The organism is Streptomyces sp. NPDC051555, from assembly GCF_044454405.1.
Taxonomy (GTDB): Bacteria; Actinomycetota; Actinomycetes; order Streptomycetales; family Streptomycetaceae; genus Streptomyces.
In genome coordinates this window covers 144,342-157,704 of record NZ_JBITDP010000016.1, presented here as the reverse complement: position 1 = coordinate 157,704, position 13,363 = coordinate 144,342, and the positions used below count along the sequence as shown (strand labels likewise).

Here is a 13,363-nt window from a genome sequence, read left to right as displayed (position 1 = left end):
CCCCAAGCCCCCTGCCCGTTCACTGCGCTGCGCGCGGCCGTGCCGCGGGCTCAATCTAGTCGCCGGGAGCGCTCCGCGACCCGTACCCCGCCATGATCCACACGGCGCGCGCCGGATCCCTCCTATGGCCGCCACGGACAAGGACACGCGGGCACCACTCCCTATCGGAGCATGCCGTACCCCCTCCCCCGGGCCTAGCCTGCGGACAAAGACACAAGTGCGTCCGAAAACACCCCCCAGGAGCCCCCTATGACCGCTGTCCCGCAGGAGCGCCGCATCGTCACCGCGATCCCCGGCCCCAAGTCGCAGGAGCTGCAGGCCCGCCGCCTCCGGACGGTGGCCGGTGGCGTGGGCTCCGTGCTCCCCGTCTTCACGGCCCGTGCGGGCGGCGGCATCATCGAGGACGTCGACGGCAACCGCCTGATCGACTTCGGCTCCGGCATCGCCGTGACCTCGGTCGGCGCCTCCGCCGAGGCCGTCGTGCGCCGCGCCGCCGCGCAGCTCGCCGACTTCACGCACACCTGCTTCATGGTCACGCCGTACGAGGGTTACGTCGAGGTCTGCGAGGCGCTGGCCGAGCTGACCCCGGGCGACCACGCCAAGAAGTCGGCCCTGTTCAACTCGGGCGCCGAGGCCGTCGAGAACGCGGTGAAGATCGCCCGCTCGTACACCAAGCGCCAGGCCGTCGTCGTCTTCGACCACGGCTACCACGGCCGCACCAACCTGACCATGGGCATGACGGCGAAGAACATGCCGTACAAGCAGGGCTTCGGCCCCTTCGCCCCCGAGGTCTACCGCGTCCCGGTCGCCTACGGCTACCGCTGGCCGACCGGCGCCGAGAACTGCGGCCCCGAGGCCGCCGCGCAGGCGATCGACCAGATCGTCAAGCAGGTCGGCGCCGAGAACGTCGCCGCGATCATCATCGAGCCGGTGCTCGGCGAGGGCGGCTTCATCGAGCCGGCCAAGGGCTTCCTGCCCGCGATCGTGCAGTTCGCGAACGACAACGGCATCGTCTTCGTCGCCGACGAGATCCAGTCCGGCTTCTGCCGCACCGGCCAGTGGTTCGCGTGCGAGGACGAGGGCATCGTCCCGGACCTGATCACCACCGCCAAGGGCATCGCGGGCGGTCTGCCGCTCGCCGCCGTGACGGGCCGCGCCGAGATCATGGACGCCGCGCACGCGGGCGGCCTGGGCGGCACCTACGGCGGCAACCCGGTGGCCTGCGCCGGTGCGCTCGGCTCCATCGAGACGATGAAGGAGCTCGACCTCAACGCCAAGGCGAAGCGGATCGAGTCCGTGATGAAGGCCCGCCTGACGGCGATGGCGGAGAAGTTCGACATCATCGGCGACATCCGTGGTCGCGGCGCGATGATCGCGGTCGAGCTGGTCACCGACCGCGCGACCAAGGAGCCGAACGCGGCCGCCGCGGGCGCCCTGGCCAAGGCGTGCCACGCCGAGGGCCTGATGGTCCTCACCTGTGGCACCTACGGCAACGTGCTGCGCTTCCTGCCCCCGATCGTGATCGGCGAGGACCTGCTGAACGAGGGCCTGGACATCATCGAGGCCGCGTTCGCGGGCGTCTGAGGACGCGTCATGGGGACCGTTGTGGAGGCCCGGGCGAACACCCGAGCACCACGCTCGATCCCCTGCTCGATCGATACCGCCGGTAACGGTCGGGCGCTGTGAAGAAGGTGTGGGGGGCCGATGGCGGGAGCGCGTTCTCGCTGTCGGTCCCCCTTTCGCTGGCGTACGGTTTCTGCAGATGAGTGAAACAGCCCGCCCGCGGAATTCCACGGGCGACCCTGGTAACGGGCTTCCCCAGCGCCGTACTGGGCATGCGTTCGCGCACACTCCTCACCGATCGGACAGCCGTTCGCTCCAAACCCCCCGGGGTGGACGGCAACCCGGTCCGGGCGGCCGCCCCGGAACCACCCCCCCTGTTCCGGGGCGGCCGGCCACCTCCTCCTTCCGCTCGCCCCGCTCCCTGCTCGCGCTCTGCGCCGCCTCCTGGGCCGCCTTCGCGCTGATCACCTGGCAGGTGCTGGCCGCGGGCCCACTGCTCGCCCCGGACGCGCGGATCAGCCGCGCCGTGGTGCGCGCCGTCCCCGACGCGGTCACCGAGCGCCTCGCCGACCTCGGCAACGTCGAGGTCGCCGTACCGGTCCTGTTGCTCGCCATGGCGTACGCCGGCCGCCGCTCCCGGCGGTGGCGGCCCGCGCTGGCCGCGGGGCTCGCCATGGCCCTGGTCCCGGCGCTGATCGTGCCGCTCAAGGAGTGGACCGCCCGGCCGGGGCCGCTGGAGCCGTGGGCCGCCGGGTACTTCCCCTCCGGCCACACCGCCACCTCGACCGTCGCCTATCTGGGCGCCGCCCTGCTGCTCGCTCCGCACGCGCGTCGCCCGTGGCCGATGGCCGTGGCCCTGCTGCTCGCGGGGGCCACGGCCGTCGGCCTGGTGCTGCGGGGGTTCCACTGGCCGCTGGACGTGCTAGCCAGTTGGCTGCTGTGCCTGCCGCTCCTGGTGGGCGTGGGCGCGGTCAGCCGAAGTACGCGTGGAAGTTCTTCGCGAACTCCCAACCTCCGAACCGGTCCCAGTTGACGGACCAGGTCATCAGGCCGCGCAGCGCGGGCCAGCTGCCGTGGGTCTGGTAGCTCCCGCAGTTCGTCTTCTTCGTCAGGCAGTCGAGCGCCTTGTTCACCTCGGCGGGCGCGGTGTAGCCGTTGCCCGCGTTGGTGGTGGCCGGGAGGCCGATGGCCACCTGGTCCGGGCGCAGCGGCGGGAAGACGCGCGCGGTGTTGCCCGCGACCGGGAAGCCGGTGAGCAGCATGTCGGTCATGGCGATGTGGAAGTCCGCACCGCCCATCGAGTGGTACTGGTTGTCGAGGCCCATGATCGAGCCCGAGTTGTAGTCCTGGACGTGGAGCAGCGTGAGGTCGTCGCGCAGGGCGTGGATCACCGGCAGGTAGGCCCCGGCGCGCGGGTCCTGGCCTCCCCAGGGGCCCGATCCGTAGTACTGGTAGCCCAGTTGGACGAAGAAGGTCTCGGGGGCCATGGTCAGGACGAAGTCCGGACCGTACCTGGCCTTGAGGGTCTTCACCGCCGCGACCAGATTGACGATCACCGGTGTGGTGGGGCTGCGGAAGTCGGTGTCGCCGGTGGCCAGGGAGAGCGAGTGGCCCTCGAAGTCGATGTCGAGCCCGTTGAGCCCGTACTCGTCGATGATCTTGCTGACCGAGGAGACGAAGGTGTCCCGGGCGGCGGTGGTGGCCAGCTGGACCTGGCCGTTCTGCCCGCCGATGGAGATCAGCACCTTCTTGCCCGCCGCCTGTTTGGCCTTGATGGCCGCCTTGAACTCGGCGGGGGTCTCCACGCCCGGGCACGCGCTGACCGGGCAGAGCTGGAAGCGGATGTCGCCCGAGGTCACCGAGGTCGGTTCGCCGAAGGCGAGGTTGATGACGTCCCAGGAGGCGGGTACGTCGGCCATCTTGAGGTAGCCGGACCCGTTGGCGAAGCTCGCGTGGAGGTAGCCGACCAGGGCGTGCGCGGGCAGGCCCGGGTTGCCGGGGTCACCGCCGCCGGTGGTGCTCGCCGAGAGGGTCGCGCTGCGCGGGGACTCCCCCGCCGCGTTCTTCGCGCCGACCTGGAAGGCGTACGTCGTGGACGCGGCCAGACCCGTTACGGTCGCGGAGGTCCCGGTGACCTGGAGGGGCGCCGCGCCCTCCCGGTAGACGGTGTAGCCGGTGGCTCCGGCGACGGCCGACCAGGACAGGGTCAGCGCGCTCGCGGTGGCGCCGGAGGCGGTCAGGCCGGTGGGGGCGGCCGGGGGCTGGGGCTGGCCGGGGCCGGTGCCGCCGGGATCGGGGCCGACCAGGGTGAGGTCGTCGGTGAGGACGGGGCCCTGGCCGTACCAGCCGTGGGTCCAGACGGTGACCGAGGTGGTGGCGGGGCCGGTGCGGAAGGTGGTGGTCAGCTGCTTCCAGGCGCCCGGGGACTGGGTCCAGGTGGACACGTCGGTGGTGCCGGTGCCGGTCGCGCCGAGGTAGGCGTAGCCGCCCTGCACCCAGGCGCCGAGCGTGTAGGTCGAGTCCGGCTTGACGGTGACGCTCTGGGCGCACTGGGCGTAGTCCTGGCCGGCCGGGGTGGCCTTGAGGGCGGAACTCCCGCCGTGGACGGGGTTGGTGACGACGGCTCCGCTGCCCGCCGAGCAGTTCCAACCGTCGAGGCCCGCTTCGAAGCCGCCGTTGCGGGCGAGATCCGCGTCGGCGGCCGCGGCCGGCGGGCCCGCGGTCAGCAGACCGGCCACCGCCAGGGCGGTGGCCGTAAGTATGGACAGTCTTCTGCGCACAACTGCCTCCGGTGCATGGGGGGATGGAGGGGGGTAGCGGCGCTCAAGATGGTCCAGACCAATGCCCTTGTCAAGAGTTCCGGTCCTCCTTCGCGGCCGCGGCCCCGGCCACCTGCGCCGCCGCCTCGTGCATCGCCAGCTCCAGCACCACCGGATCGGTGAGCGTGCCGTGGCCGTCGGGCACCACCAGCCAGCGCACGCCGCCGGTGGCCCGACCCGGGTAGGGCACCACGATCCAGGTGCCGCGCCCGGCGCCGCGCACGCCCGTACCGAGCCATCGCGAGGCGGTCCCCGCGGGCACGAAGAAGCCCAGCCGGGCGTCGCCGAAATCGGCGAGCACCGGGCCGGGCTTCTCGATGAGCAGGTTCAGGACGTCGAGGGTGGCCCGCCCGAGCTCCCCGGGCAGGATCAGCACGTCCCAGCGCCGGCCGGCGGGCAGCAGGGTCACCCCGAGGGGGTTGCGCTCCCACTCCCACCGGCACGCCTCGGGATCCGGCGCCACCGACACCAGCCACTCCACCGCGGTCTTCGTCCCCGGGACTGTCATCGCCCGGCCTCCGATCACTCCGTGTCGAGGAAGGTCCTCGTCCGGAGAGAGCGGGGTCGGGGGCGATGATGACGCGGGTTTCGTTACTCCGTGGTAGTGAAGCGGGTCACACCGCGATGACGGTGGTGCGCCGGGCGCTTCACCAGTTCATCCGGGTGTCGGGATATCGGGGTATCGGGGTATCGGGTCATGTGCTCATCGGTTCACCGCACGAGCACATGGCCGGCGGGCCGGCGCCGGCGGCCGGCGGCCGTCAGCTGTCGAAGCCGAGGCCGAAGCGGTCCAGCGTCTTGAGCCACAGGTTGCGGTGCCCGCCCCGCGCGTCGGAGCGCGCCAGGGACCACTTCGTCAGCGCGATCCCGGTCCAGGCGAACGGCTCGGGCGGGAAGGGCAGCGGCTTGCTGCGCACCATCTCCAGCCCGGTGCGCTCCCCCCGTACGCCGTCCAGCAGGTCCAGCATGACGTCCGCGCCGAAGCGGGTGGCGCCCACGCCGAGTCCGGTGAAGCCGGCGGCGTAGGCCACCTTGCCCGCGTGCGCGGTGCCGAAGAAGGCCGAGAACCGCGAGCAGGTGTCGATCGCCCCGCCCCAGGCGTGGCTGAATCGCACCCCCTCCAGCTGGGGGAAGCAGGTGAAGAACTGCTCCGCGAGCTTGAGGTAGGTCTCGGGGCGGTGGTCGCGCTCCGCGTCGAGCCGGCCGCCGTAGGGGTAGATGGCGTCGTAGCCGCCCCACAGGATCCGGTGGTCGGGGGTGATCCGGAAGTAGTGGAACTGGTTGGCGCTGTCGCCGAGTCCCTGCCGGTTCTTCCAGCCGATGGCGGCCAGCTGCTCGGCGTTCAGCGGCTCGGTCATCAGCGCGTAGTCGTAGACCGGCACGGTGAACGGGCGGATCCGCTTGACCAGGCTGGGGAAGATGTTGGTGCCGAGCGCGACCCGGCGCGCGAAGACCCGGCCGTAGGGGGTGCGTACGGCCATCCCGGCGCCGGAGGCGGCCAGGTCCAGGCCGCGCGTGTGCTCGTAGATCCGCACCCCGAGCTCCAGGCAGGCCCGCTTGAGGCCCCAGGCGAGCTTGGCCGGATTCAACATGGCCACGCCCTCGCGGTCCCAGAGGCCGCCGAGGAAGGTCGGCGAGTCGACCTCGGCGCGCAGCGCGTCGCGCTCCAGCCATTCGGAGCCGTCGGCGAGACCGAGGCGCTGCGCCTCCTGGTGGAGTTCGAGCAGCTCCTCGACCTGGTGGGGTTCGGTGGCGACGTCGATCTCACCGGTGCGCTCGAAGTCGCAGTCGATGGAGTAGCGGGCGACCGCGGCCTCGATCCCGTCGAGGTTGCGCGCGCCGAGCTCCTCCAGCTTGGCCAGCTCTCCCGGCCAGCGGGCGAGGCCGTTGGCGAGGCCGTGGGTGAGGGAGGCGGCGCAGAAGCCTCCGTTGCGGCCCGAGGCGGCCCAGCCCGCCTCGTTCCCTTCGATCAGGACGACGTCCCGGCCGGGGTCGCGCTCCTTGGCGATGAGCGCGGTCCACAGTCCGCTGTAGCCGCCGCCGATGACGAGCAGGTCGCAGCGCTCGTCGCCGGTGAGGGCGGGCTCGGGGGCGGGCTTGCCGGGGTCGTCCAGCCAGTACGAGACCGGCAGTGCTTCAGAAAGTGATCGTGCAGCGGTGCGCATGGCGACTGGGGCCATGTCTTCCAACTCCCTACGGAATACGGAATACGGATTACGGAATGCGGTGACGCGGTCGGGGATCTACTTGGGTTGCGCCTTCTTGCGGCGGTTGCCGATCATCATCCCGGCGAGGACCACCAGCACCGCGATGACGAACATCGCCGTACCGATGACGTTGATCTGCACGGGCGTACCGCGCTGCGCCGAACCCCACACGAACATGGGGAAGGTGACGGTGTTGCCCGAGTTGAAGTTGGTGATGATGAAGTCGTCGAAGGAGAGCGCGAAGGAGAGCAGCGCGCCCGCCGCGATGCCGGGGGCGGCGATCGGCAGGGTGACCCGCAGGAAGGTCTGGACGGGGCCCGCGTAGAGGTCGCGGGCGGCCTCCTCCAGCCGCGGGTCCATCGACAGGACACGGGCCTTGACGGCGGCGACGACGAAGCTGAGGCAGAACATGATGTGGGCGATCAGGATCGTCCAGAAGCCGAGCTGGATGCCCATGTTGAGGAAGAGGGCGAGCAGGGAGGCGGCCATCACGATCTCGGGCATGGCCATCGGCAGGAAGATCAGCGAGTTGACCGCGCCGCGCGCCCGGAAGCGGTAGCGGACCAGGGCGAAGGCGATCGCCGTGCCGAGGACGGTCGCGCCGAGGGTGGCCCACACCGCGATCTGGAGCGAGAGCGAGAGCGAGCCGCACATGTCGGCGACCCCGCACGGGTCCTTCCAGGCGTCGAGCGAGAACTCCTGCCAGGCGTAGTTGAAGCGCCCGGTGGGGTTGTTGAAGGAGAAGACCGTGACGACGACGTTCGGCAGGATCATGTAGGCGAGCGTGCCGAGGCCCGCGATGACGACGAGGTCGCGCCGGAGCCGGGTGAAGAGCGTACGCATCAGACCAGGTCCTCCGTTCCCGCTCGGCGGATGTAGACGGTGACCATGACCAGCACGATCGCCATGAGGATGAAGGACAGCGCGGCCGCGGTCGGGTAGTCGAGGATCCGCAGGTACTGCGACTGGATGACGTTGCCGATCATGCGGGTGTCGGTGGAGCCGAGCAGTTCCGCGTTGACGTAGTCGCCGCTCGCCGGGATGAAGGTCAGCAGGGTCCCGGAGACCACGCCCGGCATCGACAGCGGGAAGGTGACCTTGCGGAAGGTGGTGAAGGGGCGGGCGTACAGGTCCCCGGCCGCCTCGTGCAGGCGGGTGTCGATGCGTTCCAGCGAGGAGTAGAGCGGCAGGATCATGAAGGGGAGGAAGTTGTACGTCAGGCCGCAGACCACGGCGAGCGGGGTGGCGAGCACCCGGTCGCCCTCGGTCATCCCGAGCCAGCTGGTGACGTCGAGGAACCCGATCTTGTTCAGGACGCCGACCACCGGTCCGCCGTCGGCCAGGATCGTCTTCCAGGCCAGGGTGCGGATCAGGAAGCTCGTGAAGAACGGCGCGATGACCAGGATGAGCAGCAGGTTGCGCCAGCGGCCCGCCCGGAAGGCGATCAGATAGGCCAGGGGGTAGCCGAGCAGCAGGCACAGCGCGGTCGCGGTGCCGGCGTAGAGCAGCGAGCGCAGGAACTGCGGGTAGTACTCGGTGAAGGCGTCCCAGTAGGTCTGGAAGTGCCAGGTGACCTTGAAGCCCTCCTCCAGCGAACCGGTCTGCACCGAGGTGGAGGCCTGGTAGACCATCGGCAGGACGAAGAACACGAGCAGCCACAGGATGCCGGGGAGCAGCAGCCAGTACGGGACGAGCCGCTTGCGCATCGAGGGCTTGTGGACCGGGGGCTCGGCGGCCGCCCTGGGCGGGGCCTGGGTGGCGGTCATACCCCCTCCTCCACCGTGAGCGCGCCCGCGTCGATGTCCTGGTCCGCGTCGAGCCCGAAGGTGTGCTCGGGGTTCCAGTGCAGGATCACCTCGGCGCCGGGGGTCAGGCGCGCGTCCCGCTCGATGTTCTGGGCGTAGACCTCCAGCTCGGGGCAGACCGGGCTGTCGATGACGAACTGGGTGGAGACCCCGATGAAGGAGGAGTCGACGATCCGGCCGGGCACCTTGTTGCGGCCGTCCGCGATCGTGTGCTCCTCGTCCGCGTGGGCCAGGGAGATCTTCTCGGGACGCACTCCGACCAGCAGCTTTCCGCCGGTGCGGGGCGTGGTCGAACATCGCGCCGCGGGCAGCCTGAGCTTGGTGCCCGCCGAGCTGACGGTGATGTCGCCGCCGCCGGCCGCCAGGACCTCGGCCTCGATGAGGTTGGAGGTGCCGAGGAAGTTGGCGACGAAGGTGGTGCGCGGGTTCTCGTACAGCTCGGCGGGCGCGCCGAGCTGCTCGACCCGGCCGCCGTTCATCACGGCGACGGTGTCGGCCATGGTCATGGCCTCTTCCTGGTCGTGCGTGACGTGCACGAAGGTGATGCCCACCTCGGTCTGGATGCGCTTGAGCTCCAGCTGCATCTGGCGGCGCAGCTTGAGGTCGAGGGCGCCGAGCGGCTCGTCGAGGAGCAGCACCTGGGGGTGGTTGATCAGGGCGCGGGCGACGGCGACGCGCTGCTGCTGGCCGCCGGAGAGCTGGTGCGGCTTGCGCTGGGCGAACTGGCCGAGCTGGACCAGTTCCAGCATGTCGTCGACCTGCTTCTTGACGGACTTGATGCCGCGCCGGCGCAGGCCGAAGGCGATGTTCTCGGTGACGTCGAGGTGGGGGAAGAGCGCGTAGCTCTGGAAGACGGTGTTGACCGGGCGCTTGTAGGGCGGCAGGTGCGTGACCGCGGTGTCGCCGAGGTGGACCGTGCCGGTCGAGGGCTCCTCCAGGCCGGCGATCATGCGCAGGGTGGTGGTCTTCCCGCAGCCGGAGGCGCCGAGCAGGGCGAAGAAGGAGCCCTGGGGGATGGTGAGATCGAGCGGGTGCACGGCGGTGAAGGAGCCGTAGTGCTTGCTGATCCCGGTGAGGCGGACGTCGCCGCCCTCGGTCTTGTCAGTCATGGAGGGATCCCGGAGTTGGGTGCGGTCAAGGGGCCGGAGGGGGAGCCGAGGCCGGGCCGGGCGGGCCCGGCCGGCGCGCTAGGCGCCGATGAGCTTGGTGAACTTCTCCTCGTACGCCGTCTCTTCCTCACCGGTGAGGGAACGGAAGGCGTGGGACTTGGCGGTCATCGCTTTGTCCGGGACGATCAGCGTGTTGTCCGCGAGCGCGGGGTCGATCTTGGCGAGGTCTTCCTTGACGCCCTCGACCGGGCAGACGTAGCTGATGTACGCGGCCAGCTGGGCGGCGACGGGCAGCTCGTAGTAGTAGTCCATGAGCTTCTCGGCGTTCGCCTTGTGCCGGGCATGGGCCGGGACCAGCATGTTGTCGCTGGAGGTGATGTAACCGGCCGCGGGGATCGCGTACTTGATGTCGGGGTTGCCGGCCTGGAGCTGGATGATGTCGCCCGCCCAGGCGAGGCAGGCGGCGATGTCGCCCTTGTCGAGGTCCGCGGTGTAGTCGTTGCCGGTGAAGCGGCGGATCTGCTTGCTGTCGACGCCCTTCTGGAGCCGGCCGATGGCGCCGTCGAAGTCCGCGGTGGTGAAGCTCGCCGGGTCCTTGCCCTGGTCGAGGAGGGTCATGCCGACGCTGTCGCGCATCTCGGTGAGGAAGCCCACCCGGCCCTTGAGCGTGGGGTCGTCCAGGAGCTGGGTGACGGAGTCGACCTTCTTGCCGTCGGTGGCCTTGGAGTTGTAGGCGATGACGGTCGAGATGCCGGTCCAGGGGTAGCTGTAGGAGCGGCCGGGGTCCCAGTCGGGGCTGCGGAACTGCGGTGACAGGTTCGCGAAGGCGTGCGGGAGGAGCGCGGGGTCGAGCTTCTGCGCCCAGCCGAGCCGGATGATGCGGGCGGCGAGCCAGTCGGTGACGACGATCAGGTCGCGGCCGGTGTCCTGGCCGGCCGCGAGCTGGGGGCGGATCTTGCCGAAGAACTCGACGTTGTCGTTGATGTCCTCGGTGTACTTGACCTTGATGCCGGTCCGCTTGGTGAAGGCGTCCAGCGTGGGGCGGGTCTTCTCGTCGTCGCTGGTGTCCATGTACTCGGTCCAGTTGGAGAAGTTGATCTCCTTCTCCCGGTCCGAGTGGTCGTCCGAGGCCGCCTGCTCGCCCGTACCGGCCCGCTTGGCGGGCGGGATGCCGCAGGCGCTCAGCGTCGAGAGACCGCCGAGGGTGAGCGCTCCGACTCCGGAGGCGCGCAGCAGCGAGCGGCGGGTCAGGGCGCCGCGACCGCTGGTGAGACTGCGCCGCATCGCGGCGAGCTGCGCCGTCGAGAGGCGGTCGGGCTCGAACTGCTCCATGAGCTGTGCCCTTTCGGGAGGTGTGGGCCGCTGGTCAGGCAGCGTGGGTTATCTGTCCCCGAAGATCGTGCGGTGCCAGTCCTTCTCGGCGACCGCTGTGATGTCGTACATGACGTGCTTGACCTGCGTGTACTCCTCGAAGGAGTAAGCGCTCATGTCCTTTCCGAAACCACTCGCCTTGTAGCCTCCGTGGGGCATTTCGCTGATGATCGGAATGTGGTCGTTGACCCAGACGCAGCCGGCCTTCAGCTCCCGGGTGGCCCGGCCGGCGCGGTAGACGTCGCGGCTCCAGGCGGAGGCCGCGAGGCCGTACGGGGTGTCGTTGGCCAGGGCGATGCCCTCGTCGTCGCCGTCGAAGGGCAGCACGACGAGCACCGGGCCGAAGATCTCCGACTGCACGACCTCGCTGTCCTGGGCCGCGCCGGAGATCAGCGTGGGCCGGTAGTAGGCGCCCTCCGCGAGGTCCCCGCCGGGGATCTCGCCGCCGGTGACGACGGTGGCGTAGCCGCGGGCGCGCTCGACGAAGCCGGCGACCCGGTCGCGCTGCGCGTGCGAGACGAGCGGGCCCAGGTCGGTCGTGGGGGCGAAGGGGTCGCCCAGGCGGACGGTCTCCATCAGTTCGGCCACCCGGGCGACGAAGGCGTCGTGGAGCGGGCGCTGGACGTAGGCGCGGGTGGCCGCGGTGCAGTCCTGGCCGGTGTTGATCAGGGAGGCGGCCACCGCGCCGTGGGCCGCGGCCTCCAGGTCGGCGTCGTCGAAGACCAGGAAGGGGGCCTTGCCGCCGAGCTCAAGGTGGAGCCGCTTGACGGTGGCGGTCGCGATCTCGGCGACCCGCTTGCCGACCCCGGTCGATCCGGTGAAGGAGGTCATGACCACGTCGGGGTGGCCCACCAGGTGCTCGCCCGCGGTCCGGCCCGCGCCGGTGACGATGTTGATCACCCCGTCGGGGATCCCGGCGCGCTGGGCCGCCTGGGCGAACATCAGCGAGGTGAGGGGGGTCAGCTCGGCCGGCTTCAGGACGATCGTGTTGCCCGCGGCGATCGCCGGGAGGATCTTCCAGGCGGCCATCTGGAGCGGATAGTTCCAGGGCGCGATGGAGCCGACCACGCCGATCGCCTCGCGGCGTACGGAGGAGGTGTGGTCGCCCGAGTACTCGGCGGCGGCCTGGCCCTGGAGGTGGCGGGCGGCGCCCGCGAAGAAGGCGGTGTTGTCGATGGTCCCCGGTACGTCGAACTCCGTGGACAGCTTGATCGGCTTCCCGCACTGCAAGGACTCGGCCCAGGCGAAGTCCGCGGCCTCTTCGGCCAGGACGCCGGCCAGCCGGTGCAGGGCGTCGGAACGCTCGCCCGGGGTGGCCCCCGACCAGCCGGGGAAGGCCCGCTTGGCGGCGGCCACGGCCGCATCGACGTCGGTCGTGCTCGCCAGTTCGTAAGTGAAGACCTCTTGGCCGGTGGCCGGGTCGACGACGGTGTGTGACGCGCCCGAGGTACCGGCCCTCAGCCGGCCGTCGATGTATTGCGCGCCGTCTGCGAATCGGTCTTTGACCTGGAAGCGGTTGCCCATCGCGCTCTCCGTAGCTACAGCTCGAATTGACTGCCGATCCTGGCAGAGGGGTTCCCCTCCGCCAAGTGATTCCGTCGTTGCCTTTTGATTACGCGACGGAATCGGTCGACCATGTGTCGAGGCGGACCTCAAATCCTTTACGAAGTGTCAGTGGCGGCTGCCAGACTCGCGTGCATGGAACGGATCGACGAACTGATCGAGCAGGTCAACCGGGGTGAACGAGTCAAGTATCTGCCGTTCTGGGGACACACGCCCCGGCACGACGGAACGCTCGGGCCGAGCTGCCTGAGCCAGTGGTGGCCCGCGCCCTTCACTGTGGGTGAGGTCCGCTACGCCACCGCCGAGCACTGGATGATGGCCGAGAAGGCACGCCTGTTCGAGGACGCGGAGGCGGAGCGCGCGGCGCTGACCGCCACCAGCCCTGCCGCGGCGAAGAAGGCGGGGCGCCTCGTGCGCGGCTTCGACGCGGACACCTGGGAGCGCGAGCGGTTCGGGATCGTGGTGGCGGGCAGCGCGGCCAAGTTCGCCTCCTCGCCGGAGCTGCGCGGCTACCTCCTGGGCACCGGGAAGCGGGTCCTGGTGGAAGCCTCGCCGGTGGACCGGATCTGGGGGATCGGGCTGGCGCCGGACGACCCGGGGGCGCTGGATCCGGCGCGCTGGCGCGGGCTGAACCTGCTGGGCTTCGCGCTGATGGCGGCCCGGGAGCAACTGGCCGCACAGGGCTGAGCGGCCCGGCCGGAAGGGGGTGGCGGCCCGGATAAAAGGCGTGGCGGCCCGGCGAGGGACCCTCCTAGAGTGAGGGCGTGTCCAGGTGCGCAGGCAGGACCTACTTCCACTCTTGATGGGGCGGTCGCGGGTTCGAGTCCCGTCACCGGCTTCGGGCCGGTGTAGCTCAGTTGGCAGAGCACCTTGCGGTTCCGCCGCCGTGACCTCTGGACGCACACGCTTCGCACCTCCCGGTGCGC

Annotated in this window: 11 protein-coding genes and 1 tRNA gene; 4 read left to right on the top strand and 8 right to left on the bottom strand. The window is 70.5% G+C overall.

What is annotated here, in order from left to right:
- The first annotated feature begins 249 nt into the window (after window positions 1-249).
- Together gabT and ACIBEA_RS28880 are read left to right on the top strand one after the other, a co-directional pair.
- Window positions 250-1,584, top strand: a complete 1,335-nt coding sequence (gabT, locus tag ACIBEA_RS28885; protein ID WP_399265799.1) for a 4-aminobutyrate--2-oxoglutarate transaminase — start codon at window positions 250-252, stop codon at window positions 1,582-1,584.
- Between the two features lie 454 nt (window positions 1,585-2,038).
- Complete coding sequence (locus ACIBEA_RS28880; RefSeq protein WP_399265797.1) at window positions 2,039-2,596, top strand: phosphatase PAP2 family protein; 558 nt, start codon at window positions 2,039-2,041, stop codon at window positions 2,594-2,596.
- On the opposite strand, the gene ACIBEA_RS28875 is transcribed toward ACIBEA_RS28880, so the two are convergent.
- The 8 genes from ACIBEA_RS28875 to ACIBEA_RS28840 form a co-directional block, all read right to left on the bottom strand.
- Entirely contained in the window at window positions 2,535-4,331 is a 1,797-nt protein-coding gene (locus ACIBEA_RS28875) for a chitinase (protein ID WP_399265884.1), read from the bottom strand. The genes ACIBEA_RS28880 and ACIBEA_RS28875 overlap by 62 nt on opposite strands.
- A gap of 82 nt (window positions 4,332-4,413) precedes the next feature.
- Window positions 4,414-4,890 carry a hypothetical protein gene (locus ACIBEA_RS28870; protein ID WP_399265795.1) on the bottom strand — a complete coding sequence of 159 codons (477 nt, stop codon included), beginning with the start codon at window positions 4,888-4,890 and terminating at the stop codon, window positions 4,414-4,416.
- Between the two features lie 253 nt (window positions 4,891-5,143).
- Entirely contained in the window at window positions 5,144-6,562 is a 1,419-nt protein-coding gene (locus ACIBEA_RS28865; RefSeq protein ID WP_399265793.1) for an NAD(P)/FAD-dependent oxidoreductase, read from the bottom strand.
- Window positions 6,563-6,625: 63 nt separating this feature from the next.
- Entirely contained in the window at window positions 6,626-7,432 is an 807-nt protein-coding gene (locus ACIBEA_RS28860) for an ABC transporter permease (protein WP_399265791.1), read from the bottom strand.
- Window positions 7,432-8,355, bottom strand: coding sequence for an ABC transporter permease (locus tag ACIBEA_RS28855; RefSeq protein ID WP_399265789.1), 924 nt, complete (start codon window positions 8,353-8,355; stop codon window positions 7,432-7,434). Before ACIBEA_RS28855 ends, ACIBEA_RS28860 begins: the two co-directional genes overlap by 1 nt.
- Complete coding sequence (locus tag ACIBEA_RS28850) at window positions 8,352-9,503, bottom strand: ABC transporter ATP-binding protein (protein WP_399265787.1); 1,152 nt, start codon at window positions 9,501-9,503, stop codon at window positions 8,352-8,354. Before ACIBEA_RS28850 ends, ACIBEA_RS28855 begins: the two co-directional genes overlap by 4 nt.
- Window positions 9,504-9,581: 78 nt before the next feature.
- Window positions 9,582-10,835, bottom strand: coding sequence for a spermidine/putrescine ABC transporter substrate-binding protein (locus tag ACIBEA_RS28845; RefSeq protein ID WP_399265785.1), 1,254 nt, complete (start codon window positions 10,833-10,835; stop codon window positions 9,582-9,584).
- A 48-nt stretch (window positions 10,836-10,883) separates the two neighbouring features.
- Window positions 10,884-12,398, bottom strand: coding sequence for a gamma-aminobutyraldehyde dehydrogenase (locus ACIBEA_RS28840; protein WP_399265783.1), 1,515 nt, complete (start codon window positions 12,396-12,398; stop codon window positions 10,884-10,886).
- A 174-nt stretch (window positions 12,399-12,572) separates the two neighbouring features.
- Here ACIBEA_RS28840 and ACIBEA_RS28835 point away from each other — a divergent pair, with 174 nt between their 5' ends.
- Window positions 12,573-13,124, top strand: coding sequence for an NADAR family protein (locus tag ACIBEA_RS28835; RefSeq protein ID WP_399265781.1), 552 nt, complete (start codon window positions 12,573-12,575; stop codon window positions 13,122-13,124).
- A 74-nt stretch (window positions 13,125-13,198) separates the two neighbouring features.
- Window positions 13,199-13,272: transfer RNA gene (locus ACIBEA_RS28830), tRNA-Lys, on the top strand.
- The last annotated feature ends 91 nt before the right edge of the window (window positions 13,273-13,363 follow it).